The organism is Bradyrhizobium sp. AZCC 1719, from assembly GCF_036924525.1.
In the GTDB taxonomy this organism is placed as follows: Bacteria; Pseudomonadota; Alphaproteobacteria; order Rhizobiales; family Xanthobacteraceae; genus Bradyrhizobium.
The window spans coordinates 3,822,328-3,845,533 of sequence record NZ_JAZHRU010000001.1 but is presented as its reverse complement, the minus strand read 5'-3'; the positions used below and the strand labels follow the sequence as shown (position 1 = coordinate 3,845,533).

The 23,206-nt window shown below is 60.2% G+C and carries 24 protein-coding genes; 10 read left to right on the top strand and 14 right to left on the bottom strand.

What is annotated here, in order from left to right:
• Nucleotides 1–240: 240 nt before the first annotated feature.
• Complete coding sequence (locus V1292_RS17950; protein ID WP_334374049.1) at nucleotides 241–690, bottom strand: hypothetical protein; 450 nt, start codon at nucleotides 688–690, stop codon at nucleotides 241–243.
• An 873-nt stretch (nucleotides 691–1,563) separates the two neighbouring features.
• Entirely contained in the window at nucleotides 1,564–1,848 is a 285-nt protein-coding gene (locus V1292_RS17945; protein ID WP_334374048.1) for a hypothetical protein, read from the bottom strand.
• A 200-nt stretch (nucleotides 1,849–2,048) separates the two neighbouring features.
• Here V1292_RS17945 and V1292_RS17940 point away from each other — a divergent pair, with 200 nt between their 5' ends.
• On the top strand, nucleotides 2,049–2,270 hold the full coding sequence (locus tag V1292_RS17940) for a hypothetical protein (protein WP_334374047.1): 222 nt from the start codon (nucleotides 2,049–2,051) through the stop codon (nucleotides 2,268–2,270).
• Nucleotides 2,271–2,278: 8 nt separating this feature from the next.
• On the opposite strand, the gene V1292_RS17935 is transcribed toward V1292_RS17940, so the two are convergent.
• The gene (locus V1292_RS17935) at nucleotides 2,279–2,632 is read right to left on the bottom strand and encodes a phasin (RefSeq protein ID WP_057844519.1); all 354 of its coding nucleotides are present in this window, start codon (nucleotides 2,630–2,632) and stop codon (nucleotides 2,279–2,281) included.
• 280 nt (nucleotides 2,633–2,912) lie between these two features.
• Here V1292_RS17935 and V1292_RS17930 point away from each other — a divergent pair, with 280 nt between their 5' ends.
• Nucleotides 2,913–3,098, top strand: a complete 186-nt coding sequence (locus tag V1292_RS17930) for a hypothetical protein (protein ID WP_334374046.1) — start codon at nucleotides 2,913–2,915, stop codon at nucleotides 3,096–3,098.
• Here the strand turns inward: V1292_RS17930 and V1292_RS17925 are convergent, their stop codons facing one another.
• The 5 genes from V1292_RS17925 to mddA form a co-directional block, all read right to left on the bottom strand.
• Entirely contained in the window at nucleotides 3,099–3,305 is a 207-nt protein-coding gene (locus V1292_RS17925) for a hypothetical protein (protein ID WP_334374045.1), read from the bottom strand. It abuts the gene before it with no gap.
• Between the two features lie 161 nt (nucleotides 3,306–3,466).
• On the bottom strand, nucleotides 3,467–4,600 hold the full coding sequence (locus V1292_RS17920; RefSeq protein WP_334374044.1) for an alpha-hydroxy acid oxidase: 1,134 nt from the start codon (nucleotides 4,598–4,600) through the stop codon (nucleotides 3,467–3,469).
• 142 nt (nucleotides 4,601–4,742) lie between these two features.
• Nucleotides 4,743–6,005 (bottom strand): CaiB/BaiF CoA transferase family protein, encoded by a 1,263-nt coding sequence (locus V1292_RS17915; protein ID WP_334374043.1) that lies wholly within the window; start codon nucleotides 6,003–6,005, stop codon nucleotides 4,743–4,745.
• Nucleotides 6,006–6,320: 315 nt separating this feature from the next.
• Nucleotides 6,321–6,743: a GFA family protein gene (locus V1292_RS17910; RefSeq protein WP_334377086.1), complete on the bottom strand. Its 423-nt coding sequence runs from the start codon at nucleotides 6,741–6,743 to the stop codon at nucleotides 6,321–6,323.
• Nucleotides 6,744–6,779: 36 nt separating this feature from the next.
• Nucleotides 6,780–7,556, bottom strand: coding sequence for a methanethiol S-methyltransferase (gene mddA, locus V1292_RS17905; protein ID WP_334374042.1), 777 nt, complete (start codon nucleotides 7,554–7,556; stop codon nucleotides 6,780–6,782).
• Between the two features lie 144 nt (nucleotides 7,557–7,700).
• On the opposite strand from mddA, the gene V1292_RS17900 reads away from it, so the two are divergent.
• On the top strand, nucleotides 7,701–9,257 hold the full coding sequence (locus tag V1292_RS17900) for a winged helix-turn-helix domain-containing tetratricopeptide repeat protein (RefSeq protein WP_334374041.1): 1,557 nt from the start codon (nucleotides 7,701–7,703) through the stop codon (nucleotides 9,255–9,257).
• A gap of 19 nt (nucleotides 9,258–9,276) precedes the next feature.
• Here V1292_RS17900 and V1292_RS17895 read toward each other — a convergent pair whose 3' ends face one another.
• A complete protein-coding gene (locus V1292_RS17895) occupies nucleotides 9,277–10,329 on the bottom strand; it encodes a hypothetical protein (protein WP_334374040.1) in 1,053 nt (350 codons plus the stop codon).
• Between the two features lie 237 nt (nucleotides 10,330–10,566).
• Between V1292_RS17895 and bamA the strand changes: the two genes are divergently transcribed.
• Nucleotides 10,567–12,912, top strand: coding sequence for an outer membrane protein assembly factor BamA (bamA, locus tag V1292_RS17890; RefSeq protein WP_442895533.1), 2,346 nt, complete (start codon nucleotides 10,567–10,569; stop codon nucleotides 12,910–12,912).
• Here bamA and V1292_RS17885 read toward each other — a convergent pair.
• From V1292_RS17885 to V1292_RS17875, 3 genes are read right to left on the bottom strand one after another with little or no spacing between them, the layout of a single operon-like run.
• Entirely contained in the window at nucleotides 12,893–13,468 is a 576-nt protein-coding gene (locus V1292_RS17885) for a DUF6456 domain-containing protein (RefSeq protein ID WP_334374039.1), read from the bottom strand. The genes bamA and V1292_RS17885 overlap by 20 nt on opposite strands.
• A 47-nt stretch (nucleotides 13,469–13,515) precedes the next feature.
• Nucleotides 13,516–13,686 carry a hypothetical protein gene (locus V1292_RS17880; RefSeq protein ID WP_334374038.1) on the bottom strand — a complete coding sequence of 57 codons (171 nt, stop codon included), beginning with the start codon at nucleotides 13,684–13,686 and terminating at the stop codon, nucleotides 13,516–13,518.
• Nucleotides 13,683–14,216, bottom strand: a complete 534-nt coding sequence (locus tag V1292_RS17875; RefSeq protein ID WP_334374037.1) for a GcrA family cell cycle regulator — start codon at nucleotides 14,214–14,216, stop codon at nucleotides 13,683–13,685. The genes V1292_RS17880 and V1292_RS17875 overlap by 4 nt, the downstream gene beginning before the upstream one ends.
• Nucleotides 14,217–14,346: 130 nt before the next feature.
• Between V1292_RS17875 and V1292_RS17870 the strand changes: the two genes are divergently transcribed.
• The 3 genes from V1292_RS17870 to V1292_RS17860 all read left to right on the top strand — a co-directional run bounded on the left by V1292_RS17870 (nucleotide 14,347) and on the right by V1292_RS17860 (nucleotide 16,780).
• A complete protein-coding gene (locus tag V1292_RS17870; RefSeq protein ID WP_334374036.1) occupies nucleotides 14,347–14,985 on the top strand; it encodes a S24 family peptidase in 639 nt (212 codons plus the stop codon).
• 166 nt (nucleotides 14,986–15,151) lie between these two features.
• On the top strand, nucleotides 15,152–15,427 hold the full coding sequence (locus V1292_RS17865) for a hypothetical protein (protein ID WP_334374035.1): 276 nt from the start codon (nucleotides 15,152–15,154) through the stop codon (nucleotides 15,425–15,427).
• Between the two features lie 177 nt (nucleotides 15,428–15,604).
• Nucleotides 15,605–16,780 (top strand): OpgC domain-containing protein, encoded by a 1,176-nt coding sequence (locus V1292_RS17860; protein WP_334374034.1) that lies wholly within the window; start codon nucleotides 15,605–15,607, stop codon nucleotides 16,778–16,780.
• A gap of 42 nt (nucleotides 16,781–16,822) precedes the next feature.
• Here V1292_RS17860 and V1292_RS17855 read toward each other — a convergent pair whose 3' ends face one another.
• The gene (locus V1292_RS17855) at nucleotides 16,823–18,124 is read right to left on the bottom strand and encodes a glycoside hydrolase family 3 N-terminal domain-containing protein (RefSeq protein ID WP_334374033.1); all 1,302 of its coding nucleotides are present in this window, start codon (nucleotides 18,122–18,124) and stop codon (nucleotides 16,823–16,825) included.
• Nucleotides 18,125–18,418: 294 nt separating this feature from the next.
• Here V1292_RS17855 and V1292_RS17850 point away from each other — a divergent pair, with 294 nt between their 5' ends.
• From V1292_RS17850 to V1292_RS17840, 3 genes are read left to right on the top strand one after another with little or no spacing between them, the layout of a single operon-like run.
• On the top strand, nucleotides 18,419–19,909 hold the full coding sequence (locus V1292_RS17850) for a DUF4153 domain-containing protein (protein ID WP_334374032.1): 1,491 nt from the start codon (nucleotides 18,419–18,421) through the stop codon (nucleotides 19,907–19,909).
• 34 nt (nucleotides 19,910–19,943) lie between these two features.
• Entirely contained in the window at nucleotides 19,944–20,648 is a 705-nt protein-coding gene (locus V1292_RS17845) for a response regulator transcription factor (RefSeq protein WP_334374031.1), read from the top strand.
• On the top strand, nucleotides 20,648–22,237 hold the full coding sequence (locus tag V1292_RS17840) for an ATP-binding protein (RefSeq protein WP_334377084.1): 1,590 nt from the start codon (nucleotides 20,648–20,650) through the stop codon (nucleotides 22,235–22,237). Before V1292_RS17845 ends, V1292_RS17840 begins: the two co-directional genes overlap by 1 nt.
• A 38-nt stretch (nucleotides 22,238–22,275) precedes the next feature.
• Here the strand turns inward: V1292_RS17840 and V1292_RS17835 are convergent, their stop codons facing one another.
• On the bottom strand, nucleotides 22,276–23,118 hold the full coding sequence (locus tag V1292_RS17835) for an aldo/keto reductase (RefSeq protein ID WP_334374030.1): 843 nt from the start codon (nucleotides 23,116–23,118) through the stop codon (nucleotides 22,276–22,278).
• Between the last annotated feature and the right edge of the window lie 88 nt (nucleotides 23,119–23,206).

The window sequence follows — 23,206 nt, the reverse complement described above, 5'->3', positions numbered from 1 at the left end:
AATTCTTTCAGGCATTTGAGGTCCTGCATGTTTAGAGAACCGACGCGATCGACGTACCAAATGGCACCGTTAGAGGTGGAATCCTTACGGTCGGGGATGGAAGACTGGTTCGGATTCAAGATGACGACCGATAAGCGATTGGCCGAGCTGGATTGCCCGACTGTTCCTGTCGGAGACGCTGTGCGGTGATGGGCTTGCTGACCTATGCCTAGCTACCTGGATACGTGGTCATAGGCGCCGTTACTTCCTTGCAAATAAAGCATAATGATAGTCGGACCTTCGCTCTTTGACTTCGTACACAAAGCCGACTCGGACATCGTCGTTCGAGAAGTTGATAAAAAATGTCTTCGATCGGGGATTATAGGTAACTGGTCCACTGAAGCGTGATTTTAGGACCTCTTCCAACAAGGTATCGACCTCGCAATCCAGAAATGGAGCGTATCGAGCCTCCAGATCTTTGTATGGAGTAATCCAGTTTCTTTCTTTTGAAAGCAATTGATCAAGTTCAGCAACATAAGCGGATGCCCTCTCGATGCAGGAGCCAGAATCGCCTTGCGCGATGGACCCATTCGCCAGGAACACTAAAAGCGCCGCCGCCGCCAAGCCCAGCTTACTCAAGCTTCCCTTTGGTAAAGCGCGCATGAGAGTGTTCTCGAAAGTGATCAGCTCTTTTGGGACGCGAAGCTGCATCGGCCGGCCGACATTGGTACCTTCGCTGAGTGCCTGGCAACGCATGAACCAAGCGCAGCAATCCTGTCAGGCTTATGAGGATTTTTCACCCGTATTCCTATGAGTTATCGCTGATGATCTCAGGACTTTTTGTGCACAGACACACAAAGCACCATTTGTGCGTCGTCGCGTCTGGAACGCGGGGTAATTTAAATGATTTCGGCGCTCACGAGAGCTCCTCCGATACGGCGATGACAATGAGGCCGACAAGAGCGAGCGATATCAGGCAGGCGGTCATCGGCTTCCCTCCAAAAAAAGAAATGTGCGGCATGATCGCGGTGTGCAGGCGCAGATCATTTGGGGCGCGAACCTTATCCCGTCGGGGCCGCGTGCGGCGCGCGACGATCCGCGCCGCGGGCCGACATGTTCGCGCATGCCGGCCAATTGTGTGGGTGATGAGAAGGTTCGGACGGCGGCGCGCTTGCGGCGCCCGGGCGGGAGCGTTGGGAGTTGCGGCGTCGATGTGCGCAGCCGTCCGATTCGAGAATTCCAAACAAAAAGCCCGCGACGGATTTCTCCGTGCGGGCTTTGCAATTTTCGCGATGATGGCGTTATGCCGGTGATTTGCCCGACATGTCAAACCGTTTTCGAGTGGTCAGCGAATTGCGGAAAATTCGACAAAACGGCTTCGACGATTTGAAATCGCCCTGGCTGAAACTCGATGAAGCGAAAAGCCCGCCACCGTTTCCGGCGCGGGCCCTACGATATAGGCGATGATGTGATCGTGCACCTGATTTGCCCGACACGTCAAGTACCGGAGCAGCCTCAAATCGAACGCCGCGATATCGAAACGAAATCGTTGGCCGTGGATGGCGCAACACGTGAATTCGCGCTTTATTGCGGCGCTCGATTAGCCGGGTGAACCGGCTTTGGTACGGGCGGTTCGGGCTCCACCTCAAGCTTCGGTTCGGTTGGCATGACCTGCGCACCGGCTGCCCGTGCAGCTTCCCCGGTGGTGCTGTAACTGGCAGTCGTTGGGTGCTGTACTTTCGGCTTGTTCCACGGCCCATGGTCAACGATCAGCATGCCGAGCACGCCGAGAATGGCTACCCCAATCGCGACCTTCAATGGCGCGCCACCGCTTCTGATCAATTGATCTTCAGTCAATTCTTTCGCCATCGAAAAATCCGTGTTGCTTTCTCACTAAATCAAATCCGTACGATGCCGAAAGTTCCCTCATCGATCTGCCGGAGGTGGACCTATTGGAACAAAGGTATTGGCCCCGCATTGTCGGAACGTCAGCCGTCGCTCGGCGAATGCCAAAACGATCGAGTGAGTTGCAAATTGTGAATGAAATCTCAGGACCATCCCAGCCCGGCATGGCGGAACGCGCCGTTGATACCGCGACCGATGTGTCACGCACGCTGACAGAAGTGTCCGCCGCGCTGCAGGCCGCGGTGAGCCGTCTCAGCGATGCAATCACCGCGGCACGGAAACCCGGAATGCCGCTCTCGACCATCAGCGCGATCACTCGCGAAGCGCCGCTGGCCAGTCTGTTTGTCGCCTTTTTGTTCGGTGTCGCGATCGGACGTCGCCGCTAGCAGGCCCCTCAGAACTTGCCCTTCGTCGAGTCCTTTGCGGCGGACATGACGCCGCCGGTTATCTGTCGCATATGTTCGCCCGCGTTAGTGAACTGGCTGCGCAGGAATTCAGACTGGATCTGCATCGCTTCCTGGAGATCGGTCGCATGGACCAGCTTGCGGGCATGCTCGAACGCAGCCTTCATATTCTGTTCGGTAAACGACAGCGCCTGCTTGGAAATTTCCGTACCCGCACCCGGCATCGACGTCATGGACTTTCCGGCGGCATCGAAGAACATGCCGAACGCCTTTTCTGCCTGATCGATGGTTCTCTCGGCCAACTCGCGCAGCTCGGCCGGGACTTCGAGTTTCGGTTCAGTCATGGTCGCTTCTCCAATGTCGACATTGGCAGGTTAGCATAATTCCCGGCTGCGTCTGCGCCGTATTGGACCGAGCTTCGAGCTAGACCTCGGCCGCCGGTATGCGGCCGGTCCACTTTCAAAGAGGACCCCAAGGAATGATTTCCTTTCCTCGCGGCCCGTAGCCGTACGGGTGCGGTGCCCGATTCCAATGGTGGCAACAGTGTGGCATAGTGATTCGGCTTTAGGTTGTCGGTGGCGTTGCGTCTCTGGTTTTGAGTCTGTTTTGGGACGTGGAGATAAGATGCTGCAAACATTTCGACCGACGCCGACCTGCACGCGCTTTCAAACCAGCATAGAAATGCCGTGCATGAAATGCGGCAAGCAGATGCGGCTCGCCACGATCGAGCCACGCGACCAGAATTACGACGTGCTGACCTACCGCTGCACGCCTTGCGACTCCGGCGAGAGCTTCCTGAAGGCGCGCTGATTACGAGCCGTTCAGCACGGCGATTCCTGCCTGCGTCAGCACGATCCCCTCGTCGCGCACTTCGACCAGGCCGAGACCCGTCAATGTTCTCAAGTCTTCGTCGCTGATCGGCGACAGTTTCAGTCGGCGAGCCTGAATGTCCCGCAACGTCCAGCGGAGATCGATAGCCTTCTCGAGGCTGAATTCAGCGAAAGGATTTTCTGCCATTCGCTTCCACTTATTGGGCCATTTGAATCAGATCTGTCGTGGCTGCGGCGCCCCCTGGGACGCGCCTGATAATGCGGCAATCGACGTCAGGTTCCCGACGATGCGAAGACAGTGCCGACCAGAGGTATCCGCGCTCCGCACCGGCCGCAGCTTTCGGCTCCTCAATATCGGTAGGGCTCGATATCCAGCAGGGGGAAGGCGCTGAACACACTGGGTGGATTGGTCGCCGTAGCTGCATGCAGATAGGACTTGTCGAGCTCGCTCAAGCGGGTGACGCCGAGCAGCCCGAGGCAGCGGATCACTTCGTCTTCCAGCAATTCAAGCATCCGCACGATGCCGGCCTCGCCTGCGGCCGCGAGTGCCCAGCATTGCAGACGTCCGATGCCAACCAGATCGGCGCCTGAGGCAATCGCCTTTACGATGTCGGTACCGCGGCAGAACGACCCGTCAACCATGATCCTGGCGCGACCGGCAACCGCGTCGACGATTTCCGGCAAGACGTGCATCGCGCCGCGTCCGTGGTCGAGCTGGCGGCCGCCATGGTTCGACACATAGATCCAGTCCACGCCATGATCGAGCGCGATGGCCGCGTCTTCCGCGGTGGCGATGCCCTTGATCACCAGTGGAATTTTATACTTGTCCTTGATCAGCTTCACCGTGCGCCATTCCAGCCCTTTCTGGAAGTCGCCGCCGGTGGCCCGGATACGGCTTTCGCGGACATACCGCTTAGCGATATCGCGCTCGCGCCGGCTGTAATGCGCGGTGTCGACCGTCAGGCAAAAGGCGGCATAACCATTCTCGATAGAGCGGCTGACAACGTCTTCGACAAAGGCGTCGTCGCCGCGGACATAGAGCTGATAGATACGCAATGCGCCGGGTGCAGCTTTGGCCGTCGCTTCCAGCCCCGGTTCGGACACCGAACTCAACATGTGAGCGGCGCCGAACTGCCCGGCTCCGCGCGCGACCGCGGCGCCTGAATTGGGATCGAAAATCTCCAGCGCACCGACCGGCGCAATCATGACAGGCAAACGCAGGCGGCGGCCGAAAACCTCGGTCGAGGGGTCGACTTCCACGACATTGCGCAATACCCGAGGCCGGAATGCAATCTCGTCGAGCGCCATGCGGTTGCGACGCATGGTGGTCTCCGTTTCGGAGGCCCCGACGATATAGTCCCATGCGTTCTGGTTGAGCCGGGCGCGCGCTTTCCGGATGAATTCGTGGAGATTCTGGAATTCTTCGCCGCTGGCGCCGAGCTCGACATTTCTCGCCGACCGTATGGGGGTCCCGTCGTTCATAATGTTTCTCTCCCGCTTTGGCGGCACATTAGCCGCAGAAGAACGGAAAAAGCTACCGCTTTGAAGGGGTTAGGCGTGGTGCAAACGCAGGGATGTCATTCGTTTGCGAGATACATCGGGATAGAACGAAGGTCAGCGCCGCTCAAGCGGCATTATCCGTTTTCCCGAAAGCCCCCGCCTCGGCCAGAGCCGCAATACGCCGTTCATCGTATCCGAGCGTCTTTTGGAGCACCTCCCTGGTATGCTCCCCCAGCAGCGGCGCCGCCACGGGATCGACGGTTGGCGTCAAGCTCATCTGCAACGGCGTTTCAATATTGGGGACGGCGCCCGCGGTCGGATGCGGGATCCGGCTGAGGCGATGGCGGTCGCGCACTTCCGGCGCGTTGAATCCTTCCTCTACCGTTCGCAGATAGCCAACCGGTATGTTGGCCTTCTTCATCTTCGCCATCCAGTTCTCGAGACTGTCGGTCGCAAAGACACTGGCAATGACGGCGCGCAACTTTTCTCTGTTGGCAGTTCGGTTTTTCCTGTGCGCGAACTCGGGATCCGTGACGAGATCCGGCCGTCCAAGCACGTCCACCACAAGGCGGCGGTAGAGCCGGTCATTGGCGCAGGCCATGTAAAGCGGTCCATCGGATGCCTGATAGACGCCGACGGTGGGCGAGCCGTTCGGCGAATTCCCGAAGCGACCCGGGTTCGCGCCACTGATGAGATAGGCCATGCCATAGAAACCGGTCATCGACACGGCGGTATCGATCAGCGCAATCTCGACCTGCTGGCCGCGCCCGAGCCGGTCGCGGGCGATCAGCGCCAGCAGGATTGCGTTGCATGCCGACATGCCCGTCGCCATATCGACGATCGGCGGACCGGTCCGCACCGGCTCGCCATCCGGAAAGCCGTTCAGCGACATGAAGCCGCTCTCGGCCTGCGTAATCGGATCGAAGCCCGGACGCAACGCGAACTCACCCTTGCGGCCATAGGCCGAGATCGAGCAATAGATCAGCCGCGGATTGGTCGGCGCGACGGAGGCATAGTCGAGGCCGAACTTCTTCATCACGCCGCCGGAGAAATTCTCCACCACGACATCCGCCTTCGCGATCAGTTCGCGGGCGACTTCGAGCGCCGCAGGATTGTTGAAATCGAGCGTGATGCCGCGCTTGTTGCGGTTCAGGCTGAGGAAGGCCGCGCTCTCGCCGCCAATTTCCGCGTGTTCGTAGTGCCGGGTATCGTCGCCGCCGTCGGGGTTTTCGATCTTGATTACCTCGGCGCCGAAATCGGCCAACGTTTGCGTGCAGGCCGGACCGGCAACGACCCTGGTGAAGTCGACGACCAGTAGACCGTCCAGTGCGGTCGGTTCGCCCTTTGCGCGCGGCGTTCGCTCCGGCAATTGCGGTCTGGCAGTCATTTCCGGCATTTCCTCTTGTTTATTTTGCCTGGCGAAATGAAGGTTTTCGCCGCGACTTCAAGGCTTTCTTACCGGAACCGGATGGGCAACGCCAAACCCCGATTTTGCAGGGCGGGACCTGCCGCTGACATAGCTCTTACAGCACGCGGGGCGTCCTCGCATCCAAGCTGCAGGCTCCAGACTCGACGTGACGGGCACCAAAAAAGGCGCTGCCCACTCCCGGGGCAGGTCCGGAAGTCGAGCAGCGCCTTATCGATGAGCCGACGCCGCAAACAATGTTCGCTGCGTCGCCACTTCTCCAGAAGCCCGTTCCCTTTACTCGGCAATCATTTCACCGGACCCGCCAAACTCAGCCGGGAAATCTTTCAGTTTGGGCAACCCATCCCGCATTGGCAGCACCGTCTCGGCGTAGTTGATGTGCACGCCGGGCGAGAAAGGTAGCGTCGGAAGGGTTGCGGCAAAGACATCGACCAGCCCAAGCGTCGGGTGGTTTGTCATCAGGTGACCGCCGCATTCCGCACAGTACTTGCGCTGACTCATCGGCGTCTTCTCGAACGTCGAAACATGTTGCGCACCTGCCGTGATCCGTACTGCATCCGGCTTCCACAGCGTGAACGCATTCACGGGTCCCCCGGACCACGAACGACAAGAACGGCAATGACAATAGCCCATTCCTTCCGGCGCCCCCGTGACCTGGATTTCAACCACACCGCAAAAACAGCTTCCAGTATGCTTCATCATTCTCCGTCTCCTATCCAGCCACTTGAAAAGTGGCTAGGTTAGTTTGTGCCAAGGAAACAGCATCGAAACGCGCTGACGATAACGGCGATATTCGTCGCCGAACATGTCGACGAGGTCGCGTTCCTCAAGCACTATACCAATAAAAATGTAGGCTGTGGTCACCGCTGCGAACAGCAGATGCCCGGCGCTCATCGTCGGGGCCGCCCAGAAGGCGATGATGAAGCCGAGATAGATCGGATGCCGGACAAACCGGTAGAAGAACGGCGTCCGGAAGACTGGTGCCGGCATCTCGCGGCCGACGAGATTGTTGGCGACCTGATGCAATCCGAACAGTTCGAAATGATTGATCAGGAAGGTGCTCGTGAACACGATTACCCAACCAACGAATGACAGAGTCGCGATCACCATGGCCATTTCAGGCTCTTGGACATTCCAGATGACGGCCGGCATCGGACGCCATTGCCAGAACAGTAACAGAAGTGTCAGGCTTGCACACAGCACATAAGTGCTTCGCTCGACAGATCTCGGAATAAACTGCGTCCACCAGTGTTTGAACGATTTGCGCGCCATGACGCTGTGCTGAATGGCAAATAACGACATCAGCCCGAGATTGACGACAATTGCCTCCAATATCCCTGTTTTCGCGCCGGTATCGATCGTCTTCGGCACGGCGAGGCCCGAAACGAACCCGATGGCGTACAGAATCGTGAACAGAAATGTGAGATAGGCCACACCTCCGAACAGAAATGCAGTGAATCTTAGCACTCGATTGCCCGGCATCGCCGGGCTGAGGGTTTGATTTTCCATCATGAAATTGGCTCCGGTCCGGGCAATGGGATTGGAACTCCCGGTTTTGGCAGGATGCGCGGAGAACGGCGACAGGTCTTTGCCTGACGCTTGATCTCTTCATGAGACGGACTTGATTGTTTCTTGAGAACAGATGCGATGAGGCCAGTGAGATTCAACTTCGATAATCACATCCTGGACACCGATCGTCGCGAGCTGCGCCGTGGCGGCGATCTGGTTGCGATGCAGCCGCAAGTATTCGACTTGCTGGTTCACCTGCTGAAGCACCGCGATCGCGTGGTCAGCCGGGATGATCTCATTGCGCTGGTGTGGGGTGGGCGGATCGTCTCGGACTCCACGCTGGACAGCCGAATCAACGCTGCCCGCAATGCGATCGGCGACAACGGAAAAGAACAGAGACTCATCCGCACCATTCCCCGCAAAGGAGTTCGCTTCGTCGGCGACGTGAATGGGCCGTGCGATGCAAAGGTCGGATTGTCAGTAGAAGCAGAACAGCCACGTGCGGGACTCGCGCTGCCCGACCGTCCGGCGATAGCCGTACTGCCGTTCGACAATATGAGCGGCGACCGGGAGCAGGAGTATTTCTCCGACGGAATTAGCGAGGACATCATCACTGCGTTGTCGAAATTGCGCTGGTTCTTCGTGATCGCGCGCAACTCGTCATTCACCTATAAAGGCAAGCCGGTGCATATGAGGCAGGTCGCTGCCGAGCTTGGCGTGCGCTACGTGGTCGAAGGCAGTGTGCGAAGAAGCGGCGATCGCGTACGCATCACCGCGCAGCTCAACGACACGGCAACCGGTAGCCACATCTGGGCGGAGCACTACGACCGCGACCTGACTGACGTATTCGCGGTACAGGACGAGATCACGGATGCCATTGTCACCGCGATCGAGCCGCAGATCTACGCGGCGGAGAATTTTCGCAGCCGGCGCAAGCCGCCCAACAGCATCGATGCATGGGACCTGGTGATGCGGGCGCTGTCGCATCACTGGCGTGTAACGCAACCCGACAGCATCGCCGCGCGAGCGCTGCTGGAACGCGCCATTGCGCTCGATCCGGACTACGGCCAGGCGCTGGCGCTGTTCGCGACCAACCATATGTTCGGCGTGCATCTGGGCTGGACGGATCTTGCAACCGCAGCACCCGTGGCCGAGCAAGCAGCATTGGCGGCGATTGCCGCCGACAGGGAGGATGCCTGGGCGCATACGGCCCTCGGCAGCGTGTATTTCTCCACGCGCCGGCTCGACCGTTCACTGGCCGAGTTCGAACTGGCGCTCCAGCTCAACCCCAATTTCTCCCTGGCGCAGGGGTACTATGCCCTGGCGCTGTCTTATACCGGGCGTTGGACGGACGCCTATGCGGCGACGCAACGCGCCATCCGTCAGAGTCCCCGCGATCCTTCTTCGGCGATCTATTACGGCGTTGCCGCCTACGCCCAGTTCGTGGGACGGAACTATCAGGAAGCCATCGCACTGGCGCGCGAGGCGACGCGTCAGCGTGGCGACCTCACCGGCGCCTATCGGGTGCTGACGGTCGCCGCCGGCATGACCGGCCAGATCGAACTGGCGCGCACCGCGCTTCTGGAGTTGCGCCGGACTCAGCCGAATATCTCACTCGCCTGGATCGCGACGCAGTTACCCTGGAAGCTCGATGCCGATCGCGAGCACTATCTCGAGGGCTTTCGCCGCGCCGGATTGGAGTGAGCTTCCGGACCGGCGCTGATTACTGCTGCTTTTCCCAGAACGACAGCAATCCCTGCGAGGCCGAGCCTCCGATCACGCAGGGAATGCCGACTGCGACCTGCCCTAGCGCAGCCGCAGAGACGCAACCGAGCGCAACCGCGCCGACGCCAACCTGGCCCCAGAAGCTGAGATCCCGGCGGCTATCGGAGCCCTTGGTCTTGAGTTCATCCACGGCGGCCAGCGCATCCTTGCGCAGCGCTGCAATCTGCACTGTGTCCGCCGCCTCGACTACTTCGGCAAGCGGGGCCTTGACTGCCGCCGGTTGCCTTGCAAGTTCGCCGCGGAGGTATTCGCGCAAACTGGCATCGCGGATCGCATAGCTTGCCAACGTATACCGCGCCATGCTTCCGACCGTCAGCTTGTCGATCGTGTCACGGCTCTTGCTCCATGGCAGCATCTGGATAATGCGCTGGATCGGGGCATGCGAGCCGGTCGCAAAATAGTAGCCCCACAGCGTATCCAGCAAATCCTGGTTGCTCGCCAACGTGAGCGTCGTGTTCAGCTTCCGCTCTTCCTTGGCAAACGGATTCTTGGTGAAGGCGCCGCGCAACTTGTCCATCATGCCTGGCTTTGCCTCTTCCAACGGGATGTCGGTCAAGGTCGGCAGCTTGCCCGCGAGATAGCTGTCGATCATGACCCGCCTGCCCGGCATTCGTGGCGCCACCCGGCGCAGAACGTTTCTCCAGTCAGGCAGCCCCGAATAGGCGATGGCGCGGACAATCACCCATTCGTCTTCCGGCCGAACGGGGAAGAAACTGGCAATGAGCTGCTCGGCCTTGGCCGGGTTGGAACCAATCGCACCGGCGATAAAGCCCAGGTAAATGCCGGCGTTCTCCGGCTCCTTGAATGTTTGCGAGTGAAACAGCACCCGGACGGCTGCGGGGACATGCGCATAGTCTGGCTTGGCGCGGTAGTTATAGATCCACTGCTGGACTACCCCGAGCGAGGCGCGCGGATCGACCTCCGGCGCCTTCTCTGCGTGCGCAGGCTGAATCAAGATCAGCGCGGCGGCAATGAAGGCGGCATATCGCATGTGATGCTCCTGCGAGCGTGAACGCCTGCGCGGTTCCTGCGCAAGCATCCGAGGCTCTCTCGATGGCGAAGCATGAAGCGTGCATTGCGACAATTCTGAGAAAATCGGCATTAACAGAAGACGCCTAAATTGTGGCGCATCGCGAAAAAGTCGCCCGCAACTCACCTTATCCCAGACATTTTTTCGCCCCGCGCGGGCAATTCGATCTCAGCCGATCAACTGGGAGTCCGGCGGGACGTGGAGATCAGACGCATCACGCAGCGCAACCGACCGTTCCGATCGGGGGTGGCCGTTTGCCGCCTTGCCGGCGCCCTCGGTCTGATTTTCGCGACGCCGGTCGTCACCGAAGCCGCGCCGGCATCGCAAGATACGATCATCGTCGAAGGCAACCGCCGTGTCGACGCCGAGGCTGTACGCTCACACTTTCATCCAAACGCCGACGGACATTTCGATGATGCCGCGCGTGATGCGGCGCTGAAAGCACTGATTGCAACCGGCCTGTTCGAGAAAGTTTCCATCGAACGCGCCGGTGATCGGCTTGTCGTGCATCTGTCCGAAGCGCCTGTACTCGACCGCGTCGCATTCGAAGGCAACAGGAAAGTCAAGGACGCCGACCTCGCCGCCGCCATCGAATCCAAGCCGCGCGGCTCGCTGCAACGCGCCACCGTGCAGTCCGACGTCGGCCGCATCATCGAGGCCTACCGGCGTGTCGGCCGCGCCGAGGTCAGCGTCGATCCGCAAATCATCGACCGCGGCAACGGCCGGGTCGACCTCATCTATGCCGTAACGGAGGGCGCAAAGACGCCGGTACAGCGGATCGATTTCACGGGCAACAAGGCCTTCGGCAAGCGACAGCTCAGTGCCGTGATCAAGACCTCCGCCACCCATATGCTGAGTTTTCTGACCGGCGGTAACGTCTACGATCCCGACCGCGTCGCGCAAGACCAGGAACAGCTACGGCTCTACTACCGCAGCAAAGGTTATGCCGATGTCAGCATCTCATCGGCAAAGGCGGAGTACGATCCGGCGGCGAAGGGGTTCACGCTGAACTTCGCAATTGACGAGGGCCCGCTTTATCGCTTCCGGGAAGTCAGCGTCGCCTGCAACGTTCCGGGCATGGATTGCGACAAGCTTCGTGCCCTTCCCACCGCCCATCCAGGCGCGGTGTTCGACGGCAACACCCTGGACAAGACCACCGAGCTTCTAGCGATCGAAATGGCAAAACTCGGCTATCCCTTTGCCCAGGCGACGCCGCGACTCACCCGCGATGCCACAGCGCAACGCATCGACGTTGCCTTCGCGATCGAACAGGGGCCTCGAGCCTATGTCGAGCGGATCGAAATTCACGGCAACACGCGGACCCGCGACTATGTGATCCGGCGCGAATTCGATATCGCAGAAGGCGATCCCTACAACAAGACATTGATAGATCGGGCCGAGCGGCGCTTGAAGAACTTGAACTACTTCAAGACGGTGAAAATATCGAACCGGCCGGGCTCAGCGCCGGATCATGTCATCCTCGATGTCGAGGCGGTTGATCAGGCGACCGGTGATTTCAACGTCGCTGGCGGCTACTCGACTGTCGATGGTGCGCTCGTCGAGGTCAAAGTAGGCGAGCGAAATTTCTACGGCACGGGCAAGAATGTGCAGGCCACCTTCACGTACGGCCAATATGCGCGCGGCATCAACCTGGCCGCGTCCGAACCGTATTTTCTCGGCACCAAGGTCGCCGCGGGAATCGAACTTTTCGGTCGTCAGAACGACGCCAATAGCTACCAATCCTACGGCAGCACCACCTACGGCACGAGGCTGCAACTGGGCACGCCGATCAACGAGGAGCTTGGCGTGCAGTGGCGCTACTCGATCTACAATCAGAACATCACGCTATCGCCGAACAGCTCCGGCCTGACGCCCTCGTTGGCCGTCCGGCAGGCGGCCGCCGCTGGCCCGACCTGGGTGTCCGCCCCCGGCAGTACGGTGACCTACAGTACGCTTGACAACACAAAGAGCCCGACCAGCGGAATCAGATCGCAGCTCAGCCAGGATCTGGCCGGACTAGGCGGCGACGTGAAATTCCTGAAGACCACGGAAGATGTGCGCTATTACAAATCGCTCAATAGCGACCTGGTCGGCATGGTGCGCGCCCAGGGCGGCTACGTTACTGGTTGGGGCGGTCAGCAGGTGCCGCTGATGAACAACTTCTTCGGCGGCCCGACCATGGTGCGAGGCTTTGCTCCGAATGGCTTCGGCCCACGCGACCTGACGCCGGGCACCACGATGGATAATGTCGGCGGCAGCGCCTATTGGGCAACGACCGCCGAACTGCAGAGCGCGATCCCCGGCGTGCCCAACGAATACGGCCTCAGGGCCACGGCCTTCGTCGACGCCGGCAGCGTATTCCGCTACAGCGGATCGACGGCATCGCTTCAGGTCGCCAACAAGAATGTCGTGCGCTCGTCGGTCGGTGCCGGCCTGACCTGGGCCTCGCCATTCGGCGCCTTGACCGTCGACTATGCCGTACCGTTGACGAAGGCGGCCTATGACGTGGTGCAGCCTCTGCGCTTCAGCGCGGGAGGGTTTTGACCGGAACAGGATGCTCCGTCGCGAACCCGTACAACAGCGCTAGCCGGTCGAGGCATTCGCGCAATCGCCTTGAAAAATAGTCATGCCATCGCTTGGTGCGCAGCCCCCTCCGCTCGCCGACCTGCTCCATGGTCATTCCCTGGACCAGGACGTCATGCACCAGCGCCGAGCCATCCGCCCCAAGTTCGCGCTCGGCACGGTTCAACCGCAGCACGGCCTTGCGTTGGCCCTCGGTGATCGGTTCGCGCTGCTGCCCGCCATCGACATATTCCCGGGTCGGATCGACCGCACGCGGGCCGCGCTCCGCCTTCTCCCAGTCACTCTGGAACGCCCTTCCCGCCTGGTACTGCGCCTCGTCGATCTGGCGGTGGGAATGTAACCGAGCGAGGGGGTCGTTGCGAATCGAACGCAAGGCAACGATCTTCTCGCCCGGCTCCAACGCCAGCGGGTTGTCGACCTCGACGGTTGCGACTTCGGCATTGCGTAACAAATCGCGCGACCTTCGGTCATGGGCCTTGGCGGGATTGTACGGCTTTCGGCGTTTAGCTCTCGGCATCTGATATGCTCCCTGAAAACAGTGAATTTCGGTATCGACCGGAAGATCTATTCGGTTGATGCGCTCGATATCTCGTCGCGCAGCAATTCGGACAATTCATCCCGTCGGCCGCAGCGCTCCGGCTCAAGTCCGATCAGCGCACGCAGGTGAGCGATCCGATGGCGACGCGGCAGCCGTTTCAGCCTGTCGGCTACGCATGTGACAGCAGCGTTCGTCATGCCGTCTCCAACATCCGCAGCAGAGCGTCGCTCACCGCGTGTTCGGACGGCACGACCGGGTTGCGGCTCAAATGAAAATGCGGTGTGCAGTAAGCCGAACCCGGGCGGCGCGGATGACCGCAGAAAGTAATGACATCACCCTCCTCATCGCCGCCATAGGGATAGCGGCAGTCACCACTCTCCAGCTCGGTCAGGGAGATATGCCGTGGCTCGATCGCCGCGCAGCGCAGCTTGAGCGGCTTGATCTCCTTAAACAACGGCACCGGCCAGACAAGCGCCGACGTCCTGGAATCACCGGCATGAGGTTCTCCGATGTCGCGCAGGTCCGCCGGCTTGGTGGGCATAGACGGTTGCAGGCGATCGTCAGCTCCTAGTCCGAGGCGCCGTGCGCGCCCGAGCGCTGCACTGCGAGTGTAGAACGTATTGAATCGTGAATTGATCGCTCGCGCGGCCTCCGAATAGCTCATGCCTTTGGCAAGAAATTCCCGCAGCGCGTCCGAATGCTCGGGCGCCCAGTTCGACAGTTCCATCTTGTTGTCCTTGCTCTTGTCAACGCCGCCCGACGCCGGCAATTAATTTCTGATATTCCGAAATGGAAGTCAAGCTTGATTTCTGATATTCGGAATTGCTATTGTTTCTGAAATTCGGAAAGGTGTAATCATGCTGGACATCAGGTTGATCGAGCGGGGCCTGGAAAAGCCGGGCAAAACCAAGGGCGGATTGGCCGCCGCGATGGGCGTTCGTCCCGGCGCGGTTTCCGAAATCCTGTCCGGGATACGGCTGATCAAGGCGTCTGAAATCGCGCCAATCATCGAATATCTCGAACTGAATTCGGTGCCGATCATGGGTCGGGTGGGCGCCGGCGCCTCGATCGAGCCGGAACACGAGCAGGTACCGCCGGAAGGCCTCGGCGAAGTCGAACTACCCTTCCCGATCGCGGAAGAAACCATCGCCTTCGAGGTGGCCGGCGATTCCATGCTGCCAAAGTACGAAAATGGCGATATTATCGTCGTCTATCGCGAGCAGCGCCACCCGCTGTCGAGCTTCTACGGCGAGGAAGCCGCGGTGCGCCTGAAGACCGGCGAGCGTTATCTGAAGACGATCGAGCGCGGAAAATCCCCAGCGTCGGTTAACCTGACGAGCTTCAATGCCAAGCCGATCGCCGGCGTAAAGCTCGAATGGATCGGCGAGATCTGCGTCACCCTGCCGAGGGGCCAGATCGAACGACTGCGCAACAAGGCGGCGGCCCGTTCGCGCAAGGCAGCAAGGGCGACCGGCGGACGCATGTCGGAAAAGTAATCAGCGCGGCTTGCGTCTTCCGAATCGACAACTCCTGCCTGAGGCGTGACTGTCTCACCGATCTCGATCGCAATTTCTGTTTTTCGGAATTTTCGCTTGACTGTTTTCCGATTTTCAGAAATACTCTCGTCGATTTCGGCGCGCGGGATAAGGTCAGATCGCCAATATGCAATATTTCGTCGTGATGATCGACTACGGCCGCCGCGGTCGCGAGGCTATCGTCGATCCGGAAATCACAAGGCGCGAGGTCATCTCCCGGGTCGCGTCGGGAGAGTATAAGAATATCAGCTTCATCCACGAAATCGCGGATTGCTCGGTCGAGGACATCACGGCCGACATTCTGAGCGAGGCGGCCCTTCCCGACATCGGCGCGACGGGCGCTGATCTGCAGGCCAGCCATTTCGATCACATCCGCGATCTGCGCAAGCACGAGAGAGTGTGACCGCGTCCGGTCAAGCTATTCCCTCAAAACATTGTGATTGATGGGCGGGCTTTAATCGCCGACAACTTGCTTAATTATTCTTCACGCAAAGTCTATTCCGACGGTGCGGACAATCGCGCTAGATTCGCGATTCGATTCCTCCGACATGTAAAGTCTTAGCCAAAAATGTATCCGTCAATGAAGGCCGAGCTCGCCGCGCGCGACCGCGATCTCCGACTCTGTCTCCTGCTTGGCATCGCGGCCTGGTTTCTCTTTCTGGATCACGTCCCGCATAATGCGGTGAGCCTGCTGACCATGCGCAATTTCGGCTTCAGCGGCGCCACCGACCTGTTTGTATTCATCGGCGGCTACACCGCGGCCATCCTCTATGGAAAGATGATGCTGGAACGCGGTTTCGTCGTGTCGACGACCCGCATCTTCAAGCGGCTATGGCAGCTTTACGCCGCTTACGTCGTTTTGTTCGTGATCTATATCGAACTGATCGGATATGTCGCGCGCAGATCCCGCGCCCCCGAACTTATCGGCGAGTTCAATGTTACGGGGATCGTCGATCATGCGATCCGGACGCTGATTCATGGCCTGCTGCTTCAGGCCAAGCCGCTCAATCTCGACGTGCTGCAACTGTTCATCGTGCTGATGGCGTTCTTTCCGATCGTGCTGTTCGGCATGATGCGGCGGCCGAACCTCACGATCGCCGGATCGATTGGTCTCTACTTCGCATCCCGCCTGCTCGACTGGAATCTGTCTTCGTTTCCGGACGGACGCTGGCATCTCAACCCGTTCTCCTGGCAACTCCTGTTTGTGCTCGGCGCCTGGTTTGGGCTAGGCCGTGCGAGCCAGGTGCACGCCATACGCACCCTCCAAGGCCTCGCAATCCTGCGCGCTGCGGCATGGCTGTACCTGCTCTTTGCGCTGGTCGTCACAGTTGCAGGGAAGTTTCCGCAAGCTGGCATCGTGCCGGATTTCCTGCGCGATGTCTTTCCTTCCAACGATGGGGAAAATCTTGCCCCCTACAGGGTGCTTCATTTCCTGGCACTGGCCTTTCTCTTTACCTACATGGTGCCGCGGAGCTGGCGCGGATTCCGATGGCAGGCGTTACAGCCGATCATGAAGTGCGGCCAGGAATGGCTGGCGGTGTTCTGCGCCGGGGTGTTTCTCTCGTTTGCCGCGCATCTCGTCCTGATCACAGGCCCGGATTCGCTTGCCCTGCATGTCCTGGTCAGCTTCGCCGGGATTTCGATCATGACGGCCATCGCCTACTATGTGTCGTGGTCCAAACAGCAGGATCACAAGCCCGCATTCCGGACCCGGGCAATGACGGAGCTGCCGAAGGAAGGCCGGTTCGCGAAGTAGTTCGCGCCGGCATCTTGCCTTCCGCCCTCGCACCGCGGTCCCTCAATCCACAGGGAACGTCCCTTTCAGCCGCGTCTCACTGTCGTCCAACATGGCGGCGTCGAGCCTGCCTTCGGCCGACGCCGCCATGGCGCAGGTGAAGATGCGATAGAACTGCGCGCCGTCGAAGGCGACCAGCAGCAGATCGACGCCGGCATTGAACGCCTCGACCACTGCCGCGCAGACATTGCGTTGATAGATTGCCCCCATCACGAGGTCGTCGGTCATGATGACACCCTGATAGTTCCATTTTTTGCGAATAATGCCGTCGACGACGCGTTTGGAATGCGACGCGGCGCGGTCTGGGTCGACGGACGTCAGCGTCACATGCCCGATCATCAGTTGCGCTTTCGTGCCGGCCAGCACCTTCCTGAATGGAATCCAGTCCGACGCCTCGAGTTCATCGAGCGGCGCATCCAAGTCGGCGCTGAAATGATGGGTATCGGCTCGCACGCGGCCGAGCCCCGGAAAATGCTTGACGGCCGCTCCGACGCCGGACGCTTCGAGGCCGCTCACATAAGCTCGTCCGATCTCGGCGACGACCGCCGGATCATCGGAAATCGCGCGGCGGCCGATCAGCGTGTTGAAGTCGAACCGGCTACGCTTCAGTTCAGGTCGCAAATCCAGCACCGGCGCAAGATTCAGGGTGACGCCGAGCGCCGCCAGCTCCTGCCCGTGCGTGCGCCCGAACGCCTCTGCTTTCGCGGCGCGCAGATCCGGCGCCAGGCTCGCAAGCGTCGATAGCGCCGGCAGCTTGGTCAACGGCGGTGCCAGATGCGATACGATGCCGCCTTCCTGGTCGGCCGCCACGATCAGGGGTGGCAGACCCGCAGCGCGCCGCTTAGCCTGCAGCGCCGAAATCTCTTCTTTCAAACGCGTCGCCGACGATCCCGCGACATTGTGCTTGGTGATGTAGACGCCGGATATCAGGCCCTTCTCGGCGAGAACTGAAACCTCCGGGAATGACGAGTACCCAACGATAAAATGCTTTCCAAGGCTGCGCACCTGTGCAGCATCGGCCCGCAGAACCCGTTGCTTGCGCCATTCAAACGCAGCATGCGCACCGAGCATCGACGGCAATGGCAGGCACCACAGCAGTATGAGTGCCCTTCCCGCAACGCCTCTTCTCCAATAGCCGCGGCGGATGAGCAAGACGGCGACAACCACGCTCGCAGTAGCCAGAGCGATGTTTCCCGTTCCCCGCAGCGAAATCAGATAGGGATCGTTTTTGTTCGCAGCAGCGAAAACGAAGGCTATTCCAGCGAGCCAGACCAGGATCAGGCCGATACGTTTGAGACTTTGCATGAAAATGATTGGAGCTTGGGCAAGGGGATCAGACGAGACCATTGCCCGTATCAAACTTGTCTCGCCGGCGCGAGCGCATAACCGCACCTGCACGGAAACTGCAGAAAAATCCTGAACTCTTGCAGACGCCGCTCCAACCAATTGCACAACCGCGCCAGATAGTCCGTCTTGCAACTCAGCGGCGGTCTTCGAATGCCTGTTCCCACAAGATTAGCTAACGACGGGTGGTGGCTATGTGAGCGACCTGCGACGGCGCTGGTTTGCAATTTTCCCCTCCAGACAGGTAGCGCAACAATGACCGACCTCACCACGCCGGCATCCGATGCAGGCTCCGCCCAGGAGAGCCCGATCCCGGTCAAACCCGCGATTGCCGTGGCGCTGGCGGCCCTGGCCGACTGGTTGTTCTACGGCCAACAAATCGGAATTTCTGCGGTCGTCTTTGCGCTCGCACTGGCTCTGGGCTCACTCACCGCCAATTTCGCAACGTTGAACAGAAGTCGGATGCTGCTGGCCGGCGTGCTCGTGTTGGCCGGACTTGTACCGGCTATCGAGGAATTCAATGCGGCTTCTCTGGCCTTCATGATTCTGGCGCTCGGCGTTGGTCTTTTGCTGACCACCAATCCGCAGAGGTACAAGCTCGGTGAACAGGCGGCGGCGTTATGCGATCTGTTTCTGGTCGGCCCCTTCAGGTCTTTTCGGGATGCCATAGGCTTGTTCAATCTGCCGACACTGAAGACCGGTCTTACGATCTGGTTCATTCCCGTGGCCCTCGGCGGTATCTTCGTTCTTCTGCTGGTCTCGGCAAATCCATTGCTGGAGAAGTGGATCCGCCTGATGAACCCGGGCGACGCTGCCTCTTATCTGAGCCTGGGTCGGATATTGTTCTGGGCTGTGGCGCTGTCGACCATATGGCCGTTCATCCATGTCTGGTGGCGCAGCAAGATGGCGGTTTCGTCCGCCTTGGTCGAAGCGGCGGTTCTGGACCAGACGCCGCGATCGGACCGGATGGAGTTTTTCGGCGTCGCGACGATCCTGCGTTCGCTGGTCCTGTTCAACCTGTTGTTCGCCGTTCAAACCATTCTTGATGCGATCTATCTCTGGGGCAACGTGGCCTTGCCCGCCGATATCAGCTACGCCTCCTACGCCCATCGAGGCGCCTATCCCCTTATTGTCACGGCGCTTCTGGCGGCAGGCTTCGTTCTGGCCGCGATGAGACCGGGTGGGCCGGCCGAGCAATCGAAAGTGATTCGGCCGCTGGTCTATCTATGGGTGGCGCAGAATGTTCTGCTGGTGATGTCGTCGATCCTGCGCCTCGATCTCTATGTCCAAATCTATCTGCTGACCTGGTGGCGCGTCGCGGCCTTCATCTGGATGGCGCTGGTCGCGGTGGGGCTCGTGCTCATCGTCGCTCGCATCGTGTTGAACCGCTCGAATGATTGGCTGATCCGCGCCAATCTCATCACCCTGACGGCAACCCTCTACATCTGTTCGCTGGTGAATTTCGCCGCCATCATCGCCGACTATAATGTCAGCCATAGCCGCGAAGCGGGTGGCAAAGGAGTGTGGATCGATATGAACTATCTGCTATCCCTCGGGCCGCAGGCATTGCCTGCGATCGACCGGGCCATCGCCCTTCGCGGGTTCGATCCGGCCCTTGTTTCCCGCCGTGGTTGCCTTGTAGAACAGCAAGTGAAAGAGGTTGCTTCCTGGCGCTCCTGGGGTTTTCGGAGTTGGCGCCTCCAGCGTGCCCTGGAAGCCCAACCGAAGAGTTCGACCACAGGTTAGTTCGACTGCAAGCCGATTGCGCCGGGAGAGACGTTTGACGCACCGCATTCTCATCGTTGACGATGACCTTCATATACGCGAGGTCATCCGTGTTGCACTAAAGAAGGCCGGAATGACCGTCTTTGAAGCGCGCGACGGCAAGGAAGCGTTGACCCGCTTTGCCGCCGACAAGCCGGATCTGATCATTCTGGATATCGGCATGCCGGAATTCGACGGCCTGGACGTTTGCCGCGAAATAAGAAAAACCTCGGACGTTCCGATCCTGTTTCTCTCCGCGCGCGACGACGAGATCGATCGCGTACTGGGCCTAGAGATCGGCGGTGACGACTATGTCACCAAGCCCTTCAGCCCGCGCGAACTCGTAGCGAGGGTAAACGTCATCCTGCGCCGCATCACCTCACGTGGGCAGGACGCAAAGGCGTCCTCGGCTACGCTGTCGCAAGGCAAGTTGTTCGTCGATCCCGGCCAGCATATTGCCGAGTTTGCGGGCAGGCCGCTGCGCCTCACGGCCATCGAGTTTGGAATCCTCAGGGCATTCCTGACCCGGCCAACGCTCGTTTTCAGCCGCGAGCAGATCATGAGCGCCGCCTATCAGCTCAACATCCAGGTGTCGGATCGCACCATCGACAGTCATATTCGCAATATCCGCGCCAAGCTGTCCGCCGTGAACTGCGACAACGTCATCGAAACCATTCACGGCGTCGGCTTCAAGCTCGGGCGATGCGAGCTCCAGGCATGATGCCTCGCAAGGCTGAAAAATGGCGGCCGTCGGTAGGACAGGTCATTTTTGCCGCGCTCGCCGCTGCGGCGACACTGCCGCTGGTCGGGCTATTCTTCTTCCGCCTCTATGACAACCAGCTCATTCACCAAACCCAGGCCGAGCTGATCGCGCAAAGCCGGGTGCTTGCCGCGGTCTATGCGCGGGAAGTGGAAACCCGCCTTAACGCCGGCATCGCACTCGGCGCCGAAATTCCGGCCGAAGCGCGCCTGGGCCGGGAAGACCAGCTTACGCCGATCCGACCCGCGCTCGATCTCGCTGCCGGCGCCGACCTGCTTCGGCGGCGGCCTGACGCTCTTCCGGCAAGCGCGCCCGCATCGCAACCCTATGTCGAGATCGGCTCGCGGCTGACGCCGATTATCCGGGAAACCCAGAAAGTCACGCTGGCCGGCTTCCGCATCCTCGATCCCCATGGCGTCGTGATTGCCGGCCGTGACGAGGTAGGCCAATCGCTCGCCCATATCGAGGAGATAGCCACAGCGCTCAAGGGACAATACCGGGCGGCCCTGCGGATTCGCAAACCCGACAAGCCTCCTCCTCCGATCTATTCGATCAGCCGCGGCGTCGGCGTCCACGTGTTCTCGGCAATGCCTGTTGTCGTCAATAACCGTGTCGCAGGCGTGATCTATACGTCGAGGACCCCGAGCAACATCTTCGACCACCTCTATCAGGAACGCGGCAAGTTCATTCTGGCGGCGCTTGCGGTTGTTTTCGCGACCATCTTTATCGGCCTGGTATTCTCCCGAACCATCACCCGCCCGATGCGCGAGCTGGTCGATCGCGCCGCGCGCATCAGCCGTGGCGATCGCGATGCATTTCGGCCCCTCGCCCATTACGGCACGCGCGAGTTTGCCCAGTTGTCGCACGGCTTTCTCGACATGGCCGAACAATTGTCGCGACGGTCGGATTACATCGCGACCTTCTCGGCGCACCTTACCCACGAATTGAAGTCGCCGCTGACATCGATCAAGGGTGCCGCCGAACTACTGCTGGATTCCCTGCAGAGCAAGACAGACACCCTCACCCGGATGGAACAGAAGAACTTCATATCGAACATTCTGGGGGACACCGGGCGCCTGGAAGCCATGAGCCAGCGCTTACGCGAACTGGCGCGCGCCGAGGCCGCGCCGCAGAACGAGCAGAGCGAGCTGTCGCAGGTCATCGGCGGATTGAAGAGCCGGTTTCCGACACGCGCAATCGATGCAACGGGGTGCCCAGACCGCGCGATCGGCATGTCCAGCGAAAAGGCGCTGATCGTGTTGTCGCATCTGACCGACAACGCCATCCGTCATAACGCCAAGGCCGTGCGGCTCGAAGCGGCCGAGGAAAATGGATCCGTCAGGATGACGGTCAGCAATGATGGCGATCCGATATCCGAAGCGAACCGGGAGAAGATCTTCGACGCTTTCTTCACCACGCGCCGCGACACCGGCGGCACGGGAATGGGACTCTCTATCGTCCAGGCTATCATGACCAGCCACGGCGGATCGATCCGGCTCCTGCCGTCCGACAAGGGCGTCGCGTTCGAACTGCAGTTTCCGGCCGCCTGAAGTCCGTCAGACGCGCGAAGAGCGGGGAAAGGGAGAGGCTACAGCATCGGCAAACCCCGCGGCTTGGGACCGCGCGGAAAAGCCTTGTCGAGCGCGGCAATCTCGGCCTCGCTCAACTTCAGGTCCCCCGCCCGCGCATTCTCGGCCGCGTGTTCTGCGCTGGAAGCTTTTGGAATCGCGAGCACCGACGCCGTGCGCGTGAGAAACGCCAGCGCGATCTGGCGCGGGGTCGCCTTGTGTGCATCGGCAATCGCCTGCAGCACCTCGCCGCCCTTGCTGCGCGGCGACGGAAAGTCATTGTGGCCGAACGGCGAATAGGCGACGACGGCGACGCCATGCCTCTCGCACCACGGGATCACGGCGTGCTCGATCGCGCGCTCCTGCAGATGATAGAGCACCTGGTTGCAGGCGATCTTGCCCTCGCCTGCGATATCGACGAGTTCGTCGAGATCATCTGAATCAAAATTGCTGACGCCCCAGGAACGGATCTTTCCGCTCGTCACCAGTTCCTCGAACGCCGCCACCGTCTCCTCGAACGGATAGGCGCCGCGCCAGTGCAGCAGGTAGCAGTCGAGATAGTCGGCCTTCAGCCGCTTTAGCGAGCGCTCGCAGGCGGTGATGGTGCCGCGCCGCGAGGCGTTGCTCGGCAACACCTTTGAGACCAGGAAGAGCTTTTCCCGCGGCAGCCCCGCGATCGCGTCGGCAATCACGGGCTCGGCATCGGCATACATTTCAGCGGTGTCGATATGGGTCATGCCGGTTTCGATGCCACGGCGCAGCGCCGCAATCGCGGCCTTGCGGTCGCCGTGGTCGAGATACCAGGTGCCCTGCCCGATCACGGAGACGTCGGGGCCGTTGGTGCCGAATTTTCTTGTTTGCAAGGTCGCCTCGCTCGTCAAAAGTCGCAGCCGCGGATCTTAGACGAAACGGGCTATGATGTCTCCACAACGTCGTCCCTGCGAAAATATG